This is a genomic window from Zeaxanthinibacter enoshimensis (genome assembly GCF_004362865.1).
Taxonomy (GTDB): domain Bacteria; phylum Bacteroidota; class Bacteroidia; order Flavobacteriales; family Flavobacteriaceae; genus Zeaxanthinibacter; species Zeaxanthinibacter enoshimensis.
In genome coordinates this window covers 898,424-912,814 of record NZ_SNYI01000002.1, presented here as the reverse complement: position 1 = coordinate 912,814, position 14,391 = coordinate 898,424, and the positions used below count along the sequence as shown (strand labels likewise).

The window sequence follows — 14,391 nt, the reverse complement described above, 5'->3', positions numbered from 1 at the left end:
TTTTAAATGTTTGCTTGTTCGTATTTCGTTTCTGCTCCCCTGGCCGGGTAATCGTTCTCCAAAATAAAATCCACCGCCTTTAAAACTTCCGCTAGCCTTGGCCTGGCAAAAGGCATGGTCTGAACTGATCCGGCATAAAGCTTCTGATCCGGCCTGACCAGGAATAAACCGGGTTCAAAGAAATGTCCAGGTTCTTTATCAGAGATGGCCCCGGATATGTAGAGCCCCCATTCCTGAGCCTGTTCCATGTTAATTCCGTACCCGACGGGTAAGCCGGGGATGTCCCACTCCTCTGCGGTCTTCTTGGCCAATTCTTCCGTATTTGCACTTATGGCGATGATATGCACTCCCCTGCTGGCAAATTTATCACGCAGTTGGGCCAGGTCTTCCAGGTAACTTTTACATACCGGGCAGTGCAGCCCTCTGTAGAAGATAACCAGGGTAAAATTTTCTGGTTCCTGCGCGTACAGATCCCATTCAGTCCCATTTATCAGTGGCACTTTCAACTGGGGAACTTTTTCATTCGGTATTAACATCTGTTTCTTTTTAATTTATTGTTACTTGTTCAGGTTGCATGCTTCGCTTCAATCGTTTGTAAGCCCTTAGCTGGGGATTTGTCAGGATATTTGCTATTTCAGCAGTTTCCTGTCTTGACAGTTTTTTCATCAGGACCATCTTCTCAGGCATCGGCAAATCCATCTTGTCGATCTTTTGCCTGCGGATCTGGAATTCTTCAACTTTCTGGCGGAATTTACTTCCTTGTTCTACGGTCATTCCCAATTCGGCCTGGTAGTCCCTGGTCAACGCAATGGCAATTTCCTCAGCAGTCTTATTCTCAGTTTGGAGGTAAGGATCCTGGGCATTGATATCAACCGGGGCCAGGAAAAGGAATCCCAGCAATAAAAAGTTTAAGTATTGAAGTTTCATGCGGTAATCATTTTGATGGAATATATTTTTTTCAACCCCGCCACCTTGACCCAAAAACCTTTTTTTTTAGTTACTTAAGTCATACCGCCCCTGCTCCTGTCCTATCTATCGAATCGATTGTTATATTTGCCACTAAACTGAAAATTGCTATGTGGATCTGGGGATCGTTTATTTTTCTGATCATTATATTTCTTGCACTGGACCTGGGGGTCTTTAACCGAAAAGATCATGTTATCCGAACCAGGGAAGCTGCCATATGGACCTCGGTCTGGGTGAGTGTAGCAATGGGTTTCAGCGGGGTAATCTACTGGCTCTTCCAATCGGGGCTTATTGAAAATCCTACCGGGCTTACCCCGGGTAACGCGGTTTTGAAGTACATCACCGGCTACCTGATAGAACTTTCCCTGAGTATTGATAACGTCTTCGTGATCGCGGTGATCTTCAGCTCGTTTGCCATTCCTGCAAAATACCAGCACAGGGTGCTATTCTGGGGTATCCTGGGAGCTATTGTCTTCAGGGCTATAATGATCGTATTCGGTGTTGCCCTTATCAATAAGTTTGAATGGATCATATACGTCTTCGGGGTATTCCTTTTATATACGGCATACAAGATGCTGAAATCAGATGCAGAAGATTACAAACCAAAAGAGTCCTTCGTCTTTAAACAGGTGAAGAAAATTTACCCGCTTACCACGGCCATGGACGGACATAAGTTCTTTATTCGCAGGATGGGAATTAAGGCCGCCACTCCCCTCTTTGTAGCTCTCATCGTCATAGAACTTACGGATATACTTTTTGCCCTTGACAGCATCCCGGCGATATTAGCGATCACATCTGACCCCTTTATCGTCTTCAGTTCTAATATCCTGGCCATCCTGGGATTGCGTTCCATGTACTTCCTGATCTCGCGCATGCTGGCAAAATTCAGGTACATCCACTACAGCCTGGTGGTTATCCTGGCATTCGTGGGACTTAAAATGTTGTTCTCTCATTTCCTGCACCTGGAAGAATGGGTATCACTCACGGTAATCCTGGTGGCATTGCTAGGTGGGATAGCGGCCTCCTTGTTAAAACCTGAAAAAACAGAATTGGATTAGGTAAAATCAACAGTGCATTTTGGCCATACCGATGTACTCCAGCACGCTGCGTTCCAGTTCCTGGAATTCCTTGATCCTGTTTCGGAATTGCTCTACCTGGTCTCCCAGTGCCTGTTTCTGCCCCTTCATAGCGGCAATAAGCTCCTGGTTGCCGGACCTTAAATTATCCAGGCGGCGTTTCAGGGATTCAAAACGCTCAAATAATGTGTACGTCTTGGGTTCGCATACGTAGGACCGGAGGGTATCACTCAATCCACGTAGTTCCTGGTTAGTTCTTTCCAGCCGATGGATCGCATGGCTGGTGCTCTGGAGGGCTCTTCTCGGGGTTGTTTGTAAGGCTGTCATGAAGTAGGTTCATTAGAGTTAATATTAAATGGTTTCGCGTACAAAAAGATACGAAAATATATAATCCCTCGGATGCCCTAAGCATCAGAAAATCAGACTTTAACATTTTGTTTGAGAATTCTTTACATCCGGACAATTTTTTGGGAGTTCCGGGGTAAAAATAAATTTGGAATTGGAGCCTCATCATCCTATCTTGAATTCAAACAAAAAACAACTATGAATATTAATTTTGAATATGACGGTGTGTCGGCCAGTTCCAGGTTGGAAGATATGGCCGCTAAGAAATTGGATAAACTGGTAGATAAATATGACTTTATAGTTCGTGCAGATGTTTTCTTTAAAAAAGAAAAAAGTTCGAACCCTGAGGAAGGAAAAATTTGCAATATCCGGCTAAGTGTGCCCGGGCCAAGGTTGTTTGCAGAAGCGAGCAATGATACGTTCGAGGAATCTATAGCAGAATCTACCGACGAACTGGAAAGACAGCTCAAGAAGAAAAAGGAAAAAATGAAATCTCATTAATCTTATGGAAGACGATATGAGTGTGTTAGCAACAGATAAACGACAATTAACCCTGATCTATAATTCGGAAACGAGTTTGGGTAAACAGACTGTGGGGTACGTGGAATCATCCGGCGACAAGATCCAGATGGTCGACATCTCTAAAACCTCGCTGGGTGATACAGTTTGGGTATCCCTGGCAGAGGGGCTTAACAAACCCTTTGGAGAGTTGCTCGCTACGGATCACCCGGATGCACCGGAAATAGACGGGGGAAACTTCAGTACAGATGATTGGCTGAAACTGATCAAGAAAAATCCTGTATTGCTCCAGCAGCCCATCGCAGTGAATGGGGACAACTATATGCAGGTAGATACCCCATCAGAAATCCTTAAATTTTTTGATGTGGATTCTGCCGGCCTATCCAAAAAGCCTTTGGGTCAGCAACCGAATACAGACGCAAATGATGAAGAGCCCTTTGTATAAGGGCTTTTTTTATCGCTCAGGTTCTTCCTCTTCCAATACCAGGTCTGCGACCACCTTATCCCAGTAAGCGGTGTGCGGGCTGAGATAAAGTTCTTCCAGCAATTTCCATTTTCTTCTGAATGAAAGCTGCATGGTATCTATCGCCCTTAACCGCTCTTCCAATTCGCGCCTTCGCTGTTCTTTTAATTGCTGTCTTTCCTGTGCACTGATGGTGAATTCCGGCTCAAAACGAGCCATAAGGGTGTGTCTCTTCACCCTCATCTCCTGGATAGAATCCAGGGGAATAGGTACTTCGGTCTGTGCGCTCAGACTAGTAAAAGCCATAGCGAAACAACAGACCATGCCCATTCTCAGGTAGGCGTATCTGCTCATGTTTATAGTGTTCTCCCCTCTAAGATATTGAAACCTGCTGTAATTTGGATCAAGCTATCGACCAAAGGATCAGAAATATCCGGGAAATACCATCAGCTCATATAGTAAGCCAGCAATTGTGTAGTACCTCTGAAATAGCTCCGGGAAAATAAAACTGTCATTCAGTCTGTGCCTGCCATATTTCCCCACGAATACAGCCGCGGCTGTGGCTCCATTTGTTGAAGTACAGGAGCCGGTTACAAACTGAATGACAATGATTTACACCCTATATACGTAACAGGAAGGCGTTTGGTTTATCAGGAGAGATACTTCCCGGGCTCCTGGTTGTTAAAAGAAGTAGCGCACCTGAAAAAACCCCGTCTTATGGTAAGTACTTTAGATTCTTAAAAGTATGCTAAACGGATCTTTTTCTTTCAATAATTGCCATTGCATCCCTCACAGTTTGCATGGCCTCCATGTCTTCATTCTCCAGGACAATATCAAATTCGTCTTCCACGTCCAGGACGATATCAACCAGGTTGGCTGAATTTATATTGAGTTCCCGGATAAAGTGACTGTCTGCCTGTATCTGATCCACGGATACATCTTCCGGAAGATAGGGACTGACAATTGATTTCAATTTCTGGTAATATTGGGACTCGGTCATATTTCTTCGCTAATTTTCTTAAAGATAACACAGGCATTCACATCACCAAATCCAAAACTGGCCTTTGCAATGATCTCTGGACTTACAGGAATTGTATTTTCCGGCACCCGGGATCTGTGAATTATGTCTTCGATAGCCGGATCCAGGTCATGGCAATTCACATTCCCGAAAACCTGCCCTTCTTTGAGCTGTAGAACAGCACCAACAGATTCTATACTACCTGCCGCGGCAAGGCAATGCCCTATCGTGCTTTTAAAGGAATTGATGTACGGAAACTCCTTAGCCCGGAGTCCCAGTGCAATGGACCAGTTCATAATTTCTTCTGCATCCTTGGAAGTGGCCGTCAAATGTCCGTTTATAGCATCTATTTCCCTCGCTTCTATTCCGGCAACCTCGAGGGAGTGTTGTATACATCGTTGTACGGCAAAGGGATTCGGGGCCGTCATACTCCCACCCTGCCGCTGTCCGCCACTGTTCACGGTGCCGCCAAGCACTTCTGCGTAAATACGGGCTCCTCTGTTCCTCGCACTTTCCAGGGACTCCAGGACCAGCGCCCCTGCCCCACTCCCGGGAACAAAACCCGTTGCCGTGGCACTCATAGGCCTGCTCGCCTTTCCTGGATTGTCATTATATGCCCGGGGAAGGATCCGTAAAGCATCAAAACCACCCCAGATATAAGGACCACTGTCACTGGTACTCCCCACCAGCATTCGCTGCGCGCTACCCTGCCGGATCCGTTCCCAGGCTATCAGTATTCCTTCAGTTCCGGTCGTACAGGCAGAGGAATTGGTCGTCACCTGGTTTCCGCATCCCAGGATTCCTCCCAGGTACGCACTTATTCCACTCGCCATGGTATGCACCACAGCAGTACTGCCGAGCCTGCGTACCTGCCCTTGATCTATTTGCAGGACGGATTCCCGGAAACGGTCTACGCCCAGCAGCCCGGTGCCGAATATAACTCCGGTTTCCCAATCCGGTTCACTGTCATTTTTTATTTCCAGGCCAGCATCTTTCCAGGCATCTGTCCCGGCTATAACCCCGTAGACCAGCCCGGAACCGGGCTCGCTTTTTAACTGGACACTATTAAAATATTTGTTTAATTCAACCTTGTTAATATCAGGTTTGCCAGCGATCTGGCATCCAAAGTTAAGGTCTTGTAATTCCTGCTGGAAATGTATACCGTTGCGGCCAGAGCTGAGGGCGGATTTAAATTGCTCCAACCCTACGGCATTGGGTGCACATACACCCATTCCTGTTATTACTACCCTCTTACCCATTGTTATTTTTTACTTGCATCCCGGCCAGGATTCCTCTGCACACCAACTGGTCTTTTTCATTCCACATTCGGACCTTGCATTTAAGTTTACCAAACCTGAAATACTCTTTTTCCGATCTTACTCTTACCCGCTCCCCGGGAAAGACCGGCAGCAGGAATTCCATTTCTGAACTGCTCAGGGCAAAAGCTATTTTCCTTTCCCCGCTTTCTCCTGAAAGGAATATGCCAAGACACACCAAGCCGATCTGCGCACAACATTCGGTCAGCAAGACTCCCGGGATCACAGCCCGGTCCTTGAAGTGACCCCTGAACACCTCCGAACCTGGTTTAAATGTATAAAAACCCTCGGCCCCATCTGCATCCACTTTATCCAGGCCCTCTACAAAATTAAAGGGCTCCCCATAGGGTAACCGATTGATGATTTCCGCTCTTTCCATATTACCTTAAACTTTCCCCTCCGTCTACTTTAATGGTAGTCCCGGTTATCCATTTTGCCTCGTCCAGGGTGAGGAGGTAAACGGCATTGGCCACATCTTCCGGCAGGGTCAGCCTGCCGGACGGGTTCCGGGACCTCGCTGTTTTGAGCAGCTCCTCGCTCCCCGGGATCATTCTTAATGACCGGGTATCCGTTACACCCGCCTGTATACAATTCACACGCACCCCCTGGGGAGCTAGCTCTGCAGCCATATTCCTGCATAGCGCTTCCAGAGCGGCTTTTGCCGAACTGACCGCGGCATAATTGGGAATAGCGCGGGAATTGCCCTCGCTGGTGAAAGCGATAACCCGGCAATCCTGCGCCAACATTTCTTTGTCCAGCAGGAGCCGGATCCAATCGTATAGACTTATAGCCATGGCTTCCAGGGTGAGGATAAGATCCTGGTGGTCGAGCAGGGGTCCCTCCCCTGTCATTGGTTTCAGGTTACCCTTGGCAATACTGTGTACCACAACTTTTATTCTTCCCTCATCCCCCATAATTTCTGTGAACCGGGATAGGATCTCTTCTCTCTTTTCCTTATTCAGGGCATCTGCATTAAAAGTATGGCACTTCCCTCCTTCAGAACGAATAGATGCGAACTCCTTTTCAATTGCCGGGAGATCTGCTTTCCTGTCCCTGTGAAGCACCAACAGCCCATACCCTGCCGATGCCAGCTTTTTAGCCGTAGCGAGCCCCAGCCCATGGCTGCCGCCCAGGATCAATGCCCACCCGGAGCTACCTGCATTTTTATTTTTATCTGTATCCAAGTCGGTCATATCCTTTACCATTCTAATAATACCCGCTGTGCAGAAAAGCCCGGACCGAAACTCAGCACCAGTCCCTGTTCTCCAGCCGAAATTTCCTTTTGCATAAATCGCTGCAGCACATATAGCACTGTAGCACTACTCATATTCCCGTACTGCCGGAGCGTTTCCCGAGTATCATCAATATTTTTGCCCAGGGGCTTAAAGCGCTCTTCCACGGCCTGAACGATCTTCTTTCCTCCCGGGTGGAAGATCAAATGGCTGAGCTTCTCAATATTTGATCCATGCTCCCGCAGGAAGGGATGAATGATGGCATCAAAATGTTCATTGATCGTATCCGGGACCGAAGGATCGAGAATCATTTTTAAACCGGGGTTGGTCAGCTCAAAACCCATCATGTGTGTGGCGTCCGGGAAATGGTACATCCCGTCCCCGATGATCCGTGGCCCGGGAGCGGTCTCTTCTGAAGAGAGTAGTACACAGGCAGCCCCGTCCCCGAAAATGGCTACGCTCACCATATTGGCCATAGAGAAATCATTGTGCTGGAAGGTTGCAGTGGGACTCTCCACCGCGACAACTGCTGCTCTTTTGCCCGGGTTAGACCGTAAAAAATTACGGGCATATATAAGGCCTGATACCCCTGCGGCGCAGCCCATCTCGGTAACCGGTAAGCGGATCACATCCTGTCTTAGTCCCAGTTTGTTCACCAGGTAAGCATCCAGTGAAGGAATCATGATCCCGGTACAACTGACCGTTATGATATAATCCAGGGAATCGGCTTCCCAGCCCGCCTGGTCCAGGGCTTTCTTTAAGACATCAGATCCAAGGCCCTGAACGGCATCGGCATAAAGCCGGTTCTTTTCTTCAAAGGAGGTCTCCGTAAACACATCCTCTGCTTCCATTATACTGTAGCGCTTATCCACGGCTGCGCCTTCAAAGATCTTTAATACTTTTCGTCGGAACCTGGGTTCCTGTTCTCCAAGCCAGCGTTCAACATAAGGCAGTATTTCCGGTGTTTCGCGGCAATATGGCGGTAGCGATTTGCTTACCGTTACTATTCTCGTATCAATCATAAATTCGGGGTGCTTTGGCCTGGATCACCCAGAGGTACCGGAATAACCACTGCCAACGGATCGTATGCTGCCATTCACTGAGTTGATCCGCGAAATGTTCTAATTCTTTTTCCCGGAATCCACTGCGTATAGAGATCAAACCGTCTTCTTTTGCAATTTTTGTTTTTATAAAAATAAGGCTAAACAGCTTAAATAGATAGTATGCGACCCGGTTTCTTTGGAGCTCCTGGATTATTATGGCCTGCCGCGCAGACCGACTAAAGTTGTCTAATATCCTGCTGATCTTATCATCAGGAAAATGATGCAGGGTGAGGGTACATAGTAAAATATCGCAGCTAAAGGTTTCCAGCTGTAACAGATCACCTTTAAAGAAAGTGATTTCCGGATAAGTTTTGGACTTCCTCCTTGCTATTTCAAGGGCAGCATCGCTGTTGTCTATTCCGGTCAGCGTTACTCCTATTCCTCGTTTCCTGCAATGTTTTGCGAGGCGCCTGAGCATATCTCCATCGCCACATCCCATATCTGCTATATGGTATTTTACTTCATATCCGGGCTTTAAAAGTTTACTGACAGCTGAAAGTGTTATTCGCTGCCCGGCGAGCAGTACATTTGTGCGGTTGAGATCCTTAAAGACCCTGTCCAGCTCCTGTACTCCCAGGCCAGGATCATCCATTGCTTCTGCCTGCCGGGATCGTTTACTGAAGTCTGTCATACCTGAATCGTTTTTCCATGGGTCGCCCGTATTACGGCCCGTAATAACTGAGGAGAACGTGCAAGAGTTGCCTGTGCAAAAGACGCCAGGGATTCGGTCAGCAGGATACGTTGTAACAGTCCTCCAACCCTGAGCCGGTCATTAAAATTTTTCTCCCATTCTTTTGCGTATTGTCGCTGCAGCTGAAGGGAATCAAAAGAAGATGATGAAAGCGACTGACTCACCAGCCGGGCTGCAATTGCGGCTGAATGGATCGCCATCGCCATGCCGTTCCCACAAAGGGGATGAATCATTCCCGCCGTATCGCCGCACATAAGTATTCCCTGTTCCACAGGATTTTTACGTTCAAATGAAATTTGCGCAATGGTCATCGGGGATTCGAATGCCATTTCTGCTTCATCAAGGAACTCCCCGAGTTCACGGTTGCGGGAAATCACTTGTTCAGTGAATTGCTCTATATTACCATATCTTTTAAAGACATTGTAACACACCAGGTAGCAAAAGTTCACCGTTCCCAGTTCCGTTTTGGACAATCCCCCATAACCTCCTGTAAATGTGTGCAAACCTACTTTATTAGATGGCCAGTCCGGGAAATGGTAATGTGCCTTTACAGCCAGCCAGGGAGATCTTTTGGTTATAAAATCACGTTCCAGGCTTTTATCAAGGGCGTCCCGTTTGCCATAAGCCCCAAGTACGACCCTCGATTCATATACCTGCTCCTTGGTATATACCCGGAAACTTTTATCCCCGGGACGTATTTCTGTGACCGTTTCAAATTCGACCATGGCTCCTGCAGTACATGCGCGCTGGTATAAGAGCGCATCAAGGCCATAACGACTTATCCCGATCCCCCCAAGCGGTAAGCGGGTATCGACCGGCTGTCGGCCAGGTACTGACCAGCTGAGTGTATCAATGGCAATTTCCCCAGGTAACTTTATCCCTAAGGTGTCCAGGTAAGGTAAAACCTCTGCAGATAAATATTCCCCGCACACCTTATGGCGGGGATATGGATGCTTCTCCAGTAACAGCACTTTATGCCCCGACAAGGCAATATCTGTAGCGGCAGTTAATCCTGCCAAACCTCCCCCGACAATAATCACTTCATAATTCTTCACGACAGGAAGATACTATTTTGCTATTGTGATCAGGGTTACGGGCAAAAAAAAATCGACCCCTCCAGGATATCTTTTGCCACAACGTCCCCACATCGGCAAATAGATCATACCGTCAATTTTTTTTAGAAGTATGGTGACGGTTTCCTGTACAGGTCGACTTTCGTCTTATATTCTGAGGAATTATTCCTGGGTCTCGCGACGGGCTTCCTCTTTTAATGCTTCGCTGGCAACGATCCCCAGCTCAACCCTCCTGTTCTTGGAGCGTCCCTCGGGAGTCTCGTTATCAAAGCGGGGCTGCTCTTCCCCGTACCATTTCGTGGTAAAGCGACTGGCATCGATACCCTGTGCGATAAGGTAATCACTAACGGCCTGTGCCCTTCGTTTAGACAAGGACATGTTGTACTCGTTACTACCACTGCTGTCTGTATGTCCTTCTATCAGGATGTTAGACTTGGGGTATTCTTTAAAGATATTGGCCAGGCGATCGAGCGTTACGGCTGCAGGACCTTTGATCTCACTTTTATTGAGTTCAAAATATACTCCACTGTTCTCGTCGAAGGTTACATTGATCCCTTCCCCGACCCTGGTGACTTCCGCCCCGGGGACCTGGTTTTCAATTTCCTCAGCCTGCCGGTCCATACGGTCACCGATATATCCACCAGCGACACCACCGACGACTCCGCCGATAATAGCGCCAAGCACGGTATTCCCTTTACCAACATTATTTCCTACAACACCACCTATTACAGCACCACCGGCACTACCGATGACGGCACCTTTCTGCTTGTTATTGGCATTTTTTACGGCATTACACCCAAATACCAATCCCAATATCAGCAGCATGCTGATGTATTTCGTGTATTTAATATCTTTTAGCATCTTATGATTTTTTTGTGAATTCGTAAACAACGGTTACAGCTTCCCCGTTAACATTGACGTCAGACCGAAGGGTCATCTGGGTATCCGTAAGCTGGGATATCTTTAAGCGATACCCGTTACCTCCGGATATATCTTTCCTCTTGTCGTCTATAAATTTAAATTGTAATTCGCTCGAATATGTTTCAGGTCTCTCTATGACGGACCACCGTATAAAACGGTCACCCCCGCTACAGAGGCTGCCCTGCTCAATAGTGTACCTCCCGGTACTGTTATTGTCCCTGAAATACCAATCGCTCCCTTCAAAACACACTGCGTCAGCATCACCGAATAACTGGGACTTGAATGTTCCCTGGTTATTCTCATAGGATATATTATCGAGGGTCCAGGACCCGCTTATCATGTTTCGCTGTTCGCGTACAGATTTTGATATAGAGCAAGAAATGATGATCAGCAGCAATAGACCGCTGAACCAGTAAAATGATTGTTTCATAATGATCTTTCTCTTTTGCAGATTTAACATCTATTTACGTAAAGTCTGGTTTCCCGGTTTTCGAATATTTAAATTCTTTTTCACCGGAATAGTGCTGCAAGATGTTAATAAATGAAAGATCTGAATGATGGAAACAAAAGTATTATTGACGCATTCGTCAATACTCGATAAGCGACATCAATTCCTGCCTGAATCGTTCCCTGGGTAAAAAGCCTGCCTCCAGTGCGGAGGCAAACGGAATCGGGGTCTCCAGGCTACCAACCCTGCGCACGGGTGCATCCAGGGCTTCAAAACAGTGCTCCATTACCATGGCAGAGATATCGCTGGCAATGCCTCCGAAAAGAGTATCCTCCTGCAGGATGATCATTTTTCCCGTTTTACGGACGGAGGTAAAAATTGCTTCGGTGTCTAAAGGCTGCAGCGTACGCAGATCGATCAGGTCCGCAGAGATTTCAGGGTGTTCTTCCAGCGTCTTTAAAGCCCAGTGCACCGCAGCCCCGTAGGCCACTATGCTCACCTGCTCTCCTTCCCGGAGCAGGGCTGCTTTCCCAAAAGGCAGCGTATAATAATCAGTAGGAACATTTTGATAAACACTTCGATACAGGGCCTTATGTTCAAAGAAAAGAACAGGATTAGGATCATTCACCGCTGTCGCCAGTAAGCCTTTTGCGTCGTAGGGAAAAGCCGGGTACACCACCTTCAGACCCGGGGTCTTGGTAAACCAGGCCTCGTTGGTTTGTGAGTGAAAGGGCCCCGCCCCGACCCCGGCGCCGCAGGGCATGCGGATAACCACATCCGCCGGTTCATTCCAGCGATAATGCACCTTTGCCAGGTAATTTACTATGGGATTGAACCCGGTACTCACAAAATCTGCGAACTGCATCTCTACCATCGCCTTCATCCCGTTAATGGAAAGACCCATAGCCGCTGAGACCACCGCAGATTCACAGATGGGGGTATTCCGGACTCTCGCCGCGCCAAAGGTATCGGCAAATCCTTCGGTCACTTTAAATACCCCGCCATAGCCGGCAATATCCTGTCCAAGGAGGACCAGGTCCGGGTGCCTTTCCATGGACTGTCGGAGTCCCTGGGACACTGCGTCGATCAACCTGATATTCTGCAAGGTACTTCCCGGCTTGCTTTCCTGGTAATCAAATGCCTTGTAGACGCAAGACAGTTCGTACTGTTCATCAAATTGTATCTCGGGTTCAGCCCCGGCTTTCCGCAAACCTTCTTCTATCTCTGACTGGATCCCGGCCCGGATTTCTGAAATCTGCGCATCATCCAGGATTCCTTCTTTGACCAGGAATTCCTCGTAATTTTCCAGGGGATCCCTTGCCGCCCAGGTTTCCATTAATTCGTCCGGAACATACTTGGTGCCACTGGCTTCTTCATGTCCCCGCATCCGGAACGTTTTAAATTCCACCATAACCGGTCGCGGATTCTCACGCAGGCTTTTACAGATGGCCGAAACTTTCGAATACACTTCCAGTATATTATTCCCTTCGATAACATGAGATTCCATCCCGTAGCCTTTCCCTTTATCGGCAATATGTTCGCAGCGAAATTGTTCCCTGGTCGGGGTAGACAAGCCGTACCCGTTATTTTCAATACAGAACAACACAGGAAGGTCCCAGACAGCAGCAATATTCAGTGCTTCGTGGAAATCCCCCTCACTGGTTCCTCCTTCACCTGTAAAGACCACAGTTACGCGCTTATTTCCTTTTAATTGATCGCCAAGGGCTATTCCATCCGCCACCCCGAGCTGGGGCCCCAGGTGGGAGATCATCCCTACAATCTTATATTCCTGTGTACCAAAATGAAAACTCCTGTCGCGGCCCTGGGTAAAGCCGGCAGCTTTCCCTTGCCATTGTGCAAAAAGTCTTTCCAGAGGAACTTTCCTGCTTGTAAAAACGCCCAGGTTCCTGTGTAATGGTAATATGTATTCCTCCGGAAGGAGGGAATGGGTTACCCCAACAGAGATGGCCTCCTGCCCTATCCCGCTGAACCATTTGGAAACTTTTCCCTGCCTGAGGAGGATGAGCATTTTCTCTTCGATCATCCTGGGCATGGTCATTGCCCGGTAAAGTTCTATTTGGATCGATTTGGATAAACCATCATTCTGGTAATGCATAAGCGAAAAGTTTGTTTGGTAGTTCGTTAGGTAAATGTAATAAAATAGCCAACATTTCCGTATTACCCCTTATGTCCCTCATATGGTATATTTTATTAACTTTGACAACCAATTTTGAAATATGAATATGAACGCAATTCCAAGTGTAGACCTGAGAGATTTTATTTCGGGAGATCAGGAACGGAAAGAGAAATTCATCCGGGAGATAGGTAGTGCCTTTGAAAATATAGGTTTTGTCGCACTCAGCGGGCACTTCCTGTCAGATAAGCTGGTAGAGGATCTCTATGACGAGATCAAAAAGTTCTTTAACCTGCCGCAGGAAGTAAAGGATAAATACGAGATTCCCGGTATTGGGGGGCAGCGCGGGTATACTTCTTTCGGGAAGGAACATGCAAAAGGCAGGAAAGAAGGCGACCTTAAAGAATTCTGGCATTTTGGCCAATACGTGGAAAACGACCCGAAACTGGAAGCAGAATATCCTGATAACGTAGAGGTAAAAGAGTTACCCCATTTTAACGAGGTAGGGAAGGAAACCTATAAAATGCTTGAGAAAACCGCACGTTATGTACTGCGGGCCCTCGCCCTTCATCTGGGACTGGAAGAGACCTATTTTGATGAATACATCACTAACGGGAACTCTATTTTAAGGCCTATTCATTACCCTCCTATCAAGGAAGAGCCAAAGAACGCCGTACGTGCCGCAGCTCATGGTGATATCAACCTGATCACTTTACTCATGGGAGCCCATGGGCGTGGACTACAGGTAAAGAATCACAATGCAGAATGGGTAGATGCTATTGCAAGACCTGATCAGCTTATGATCAATGTCGGGGACATGCTTTCTCGTTTGTCAAATAACAAACTGAAATCCACCATCCACCAGGTCGTTAATCCACCGAGGGAGGAATGGGGTAAATCCCGGTACAGTATTCCCTTCTTCATGCACCCGGTAAGCGAGATGCCTTTGAATTGCCTGGAAAACTGCATTGACGAAGATAATCCGAAACAATTTGAAGATATCACTGCGGGTGAATTCCTGCACGAGCGATTGATCGAACTCGGCTTGATCAAAAAATAACAAACACTTTAAATAACACCACTTAA

Annotated in this window: 18 protein-coding genes; 4 read left to right on the top strand and 14 right to left on the bottom strand. The window is 47.3% G+C overall.

The genetic code is table 11. From position 1 onward, the window contains the following. Positions 1-2: 2 nt before the first annotated feature. Together CLV82_RS10175 and CLV82_RS10170 are read right to left on the bottom strand one after the other, a co-directional pair. The gene (locus CLV82_RS10175; protein ID WP_133644192.1) at positions 3-536 is read right to left on the bottom strand and encodes a peroxiredoxin-like family protein; all 534 of its coding nucleotides are present in this window, start codon (positions 534-536) and stop codon (positions 3-5) included. A gap of 10 nt (positions 537-546) precedes the next feature. Next, positions 547-927 (bottom strand): hypothetical protein, encoded by a 381-nt coding sequence (locus tag CLV82_RS10170; RefSeq protein ID WP_133644191.1) that lies wholly within the window; start codon positions 925-927, stop codon positions 547-549. A 149-nt stretch (positions 928-1,076) separates the two neighbouring features. On the opposite strand from CLV82_RS10170, the gene CLV82_RS10165 reads away from it, so the two are divergent. Continuing rightward, positions 1,077-2,024, top strand: coding sequence for a TerC family protein (locus CLV82_RS10165; protein WP_133644190.1), 948 nt, complete (start codon positions 1,077-1,079; stop codon positions 2,022-2,024). Between the two features lie 6 nt (positions 2,025-2,030). On the opposite strand, the gene CLV82_RS10160 is transcribed toward CLV82_RS10165, so the two are convergent. Next, positions 2,031-2,369 (bottom strand): hypothetical protein, encoded by a 339-nt coding sequence (locus CLV82_RS10160; RefSeq protein WP_133644189.1) that lies wholly within the window; start codon positions 2,367-2,369, stop codon positions 2,031-2,033. Positions 2,370-2,585: 216 nt separating this feature from the next. Here CLV82_RS10160 and hpf point away from each other — a divergent pair, with 216 nt between their 5' ends. Both hpf and CLV82_RS10150 read left to right on the top strand, forming a co-directional pair. Next, the gene (gene hpf / locus CLV82_RS10155) at positions 2,586-2,888 is read left to right on the top strand and encodes a ribosome hibernation-promoting factor, HPF/YfiA family (RefSeq protein WP_133644188.1); all 303 of its coding nucleotides are present in this window, start codon (positions 2,586-2,588) and stop codon (positions 2,886-2,888) included. A gap of 4 nt (positions 2,889-2,892) precedes the next feature. Next, entirely contained in the window at positions 2,893-3,351 is a 459-nt protein-coding gene (locus CLV82_RS10150) for an arsenate reductase family protein (RefSeq protein WP_166636702.1), read from the top strand. Positions 3,352-3,360: 9 nt separating this feature from the next. On the opposite strand, the gene CLV82_RS10145 is transcribed toward CLV82_RS10150, so the two are convergent. The 11 genes from CLV82_RS10145 to CLV82_RS10095 all read right to left on the bottom strand — a co-directional run bounded on the left by CLV82_RS10145 (position 3,361) and on the right by CLV82_RS10095 (position 13,287). After that, entirely contained in the window at positions 3,361-3,723 is a 363-nt protein-coding gene (locus CLV82_RS10145) for a hypothetical protein (RefSeq protein ID WP_133644186.1), read from the bottom strand. Positions 3,724-4,117: 394 nt separating this feature from the next. Next, a complete protein-coding gene (locus tag CLV82_RS10140; RefSeq protein WP_133644185.1) occupies positions 4,118-4,369 on the bottom strand; it encodes an acyl carrier protein in 252 nt (83 codons plus the stop codon). Further along, positions 4,366-5,646: a beta-ketoacyl-[acyl-carrier-protein] synthase family protein gene (locus tag CLV82_RS10135; protein ID WP_133644184.1), complete on the bottom strand. Its 1,281-nt coding sequence runs from the start codon at positions 5,644-5,646 to the stop codon at positions 4,366-4,368. Before CLV82_RS10135 ends, CLV82_RS10140 begins: the two co-directional genes overlap by 4 nt. Then, a complete protein-coding gene (locus CLV82_RS10130) occupies positions 5,639-6,082 on the bottom strand; it encodes a 3-hydroxyacyl-ACP dehydratase FabZ family protein (protein ID WP_133644183.1) in 444 nt (147 codons plus the stop codon). The genes CLV82_RS10135 and CLV82_RS10130 overlap by 8 nt, the downstream gene beginning before the upstream one ends. 1 nt (position 6,083) lies before the next feature. Next, complete coding sequence (locus tag CLV82_RS10125; protein WP_133644182.1) at positions 6,084-6,896, bottom strand: enoyl-ACP reductase FabI; 813 nt, start codon at positions 6,894-6,896, stop codon at positions 6,084-6,086. A gap of 5 nt (positions 6,897-6,901) precedes the next feature. Next, positions 6,902-7,957 (bottom strand): type III polyketide synthase, encoded by a 1,056-nt coding sequence (locus CLV82_RS10120; protein ID WP_133644181.1) that lies wholly within the window; start codon positions 7,955-7,957, stop codon positions 6,902-6,904. Beyond that, complete coding sequence (locus CLV82_RS10115) at positions 7,950-8,669, bottom strand: methyltransferase domain-containing protein (RefSeq protein ID WP_133644180.1); 720 nt, start codon at positions 8,667-8,669, stop codon at positions 7,950-7,952. The genes CLV82_RS10120 and CLV82_RS10115 overlap by 8 nt, the downstream gene beginning before the upstream one ends. Then, positions 8,666-9,784, bottom strand: a complete 1,119-nt coding sequence (locus CLV82_RS10110; protein ID WP_133644179.1) for an NAD(P)/FAD-dependent oxidoreductase — start codon at positions 9,782-9,784, stop codon at positions 8,666-8,668. The genes CLV82_RS10115 and CLV82_RS10110 overlap by 4 nt, the downstream gene beginning before the upstream one ends. Before the next feature lie 180 nt (positions 9,785-9,964). Beyond that, positions 9,965-10,663, bottom strand: a complete 699-nt coding sequence (locus tag CLV82_RS10105; RefSeq protein WP_133644178.1) for an OmpA family protein — start codon at positions 10,661-10,663, stop codon at positions 9,965-9,967. A gap of 1 nt (position 10,664) precedes the next feature. Next, a complete protein-coding gene (locus tag CLV82_RS10100; RefSeq protein WP_133644177.1) occupies positions 10,665-11,153 on the bottom strand; it encodes a lipocalin family protein in 489 nt (162 codons plus the stop codon). A 157-nt stretch (positions 11,154-11,310) separates the two neighbouring features. Continuing rightward, positions 11,311-13,287 (bottom strand): alpha-ketoacid dehydrogenase subunit alpha/beta, encoded by a 1,977-nt coding sequence (locus CLV82_RS10095; RefSeq protein WP_133644176.1) that lies wholly within the window; start codon positions 13,285-13,287, stop codon positions 11,311-11,313. A 127-nt stretch (positions 13,288-13,414) separates the two neighbouring features. Here CLV82_RS10095 and CLV82_RS10090 point away from each other — a divergent pair, with 127 nt between their 5' ends. Next, complete coding sequence (locus CLV82_RS10090) at positions 13,415-14,365, top strand: isopenicillin N synthase family dioxygenase (RefSeq protein ID WP_133644518.1); 951 nt, start codon at positions 13,415-13,417, stop codon at positions 14,363-14,365. Positions 14,366-14,391 lie beyond the last annotated feature (26 nt).

Excerpts from the sequence above, each read along its gene's own strand:
- CLV82_RS10165 (WP_133644190.1), top strand. The coding sequence starts at position 1,077 with ATGTGGATCTGGGGATCGTTTATTTTTCTGATCATTATATTTCTTGCA.
- CLV82_RS10130 (WP_133644183.1), bottom strand. The coding sequence starts at position 6,082 with ATGGAAAGAGCGGAAATCATCAATCGGTTACCCTATGGGGAGCCCTTT.
- CLV82_RS10095 (WP_133644176.1), bottom strand. The coding sequence starts at position 13,287 with ATGCATTACCAGAATGATGGTTTATCCAAATCGATCCAAATAGAACTT.
- CLV82_RS10105 (WP_133644178.1), bottom strand. The coding sequence starts at position 10,663 with ATGCTAAAAGATATTAAATACACGAAATACATCAGCATGCTGCTGATA.
- CLV82_RS10090 (WP_133644518.1), top strand. The coding sequence starts at position 13,415 with ATGAACGCAATTCCAAGTGTAGACCTGAGAGATTTTATTTCGGGAGAT.
- CLV82_RS10115 (WP_133644180.1), bottom strand. The coding sequence starts at position 8,669 with ATGACAGACTTCAGTAAACGATCCCGGCAGGCAGAAGCAATGGATGAT.
- hpf (WP_133644188.1), top strand. The coding sequence starts at position 2,586 with ATGAATATTAATTTTGAATATGACGGTGTGTCGGCCAGTTCCAGGTTG.
- CLV82_RS10140 (WP_133644185.1), bottom strand. The coding sequence starts at position 4,369 with ATGACCGAGTCCCAATATTACCAGAAATTGAAATCAATTGTCAGTCCC.
- CLV82_RS10150 (WP_166636702.1), top strand. The coding sequence starts at position 2,893 with ATGGAAGACGATATGAGTGTGTTAGCAACAGATAAACGACAATTAACC.
- CLV82_RS10145 (WP_133644186.1), bottom strand. The coding sequence starts at position 3,723 with ATGAGCAGATACGCCTACCTGAGAATGGGCATGGTCTGTTGTTTCGCT.
- CLV82_RS10100 (WP_133644177.1), bottom strand. The coding sequence starts at position 11,153 with ATGAAACAATCATTTTACTGGTTCAGCGGTCTATTGCTGCTGATCATC.
- CLV82_RS10125 (WP_133644182.1), bottom strand. The coding sequence starts at position 6,896 with ATGACCGACTTGGATACAGATAAAAATAAAAATGCAGGTAGCTCCGGG.
- CLV82_RS10120 (WP_133644181.1), bottom strand. The coding sequence starts at position 7,957 with ATGATTGATACGAGAATAGTAACGGTAAGCAAATCGCTACCGCCATAT.
- CLV82_RS10135 (WP_133644184.1), bottom strand. The coding sequence starts at position 5,646 with ATGGGTAAGAGGGTAGTAATAACAGGAATGGGTGTATGTGCACCCAAT.
- CLV82_RS10170 (WP_133644191.1), bottom strand. The coding sequence starts at position 927 with ATGAAACTTCAATACTTAAACTTTTTATTGCTGGGATTCCTTTTCCTG.
- CLV82_RS10160 (WP_133644189.1), bottom strand. The coding sequence starts at position 2,369 with ATGACAGCCTTACAAACAACCCCGAGAAGAGCCCTCCAGAGCACCAGC.
- CLV82_RS10175 (WP_133644192.1), bottom strand. The coding sequence starts at position 536 with ATGTTAATACCGAATGAAAAAGTTCCCCAGTTGAAAGTGCCACTGATA.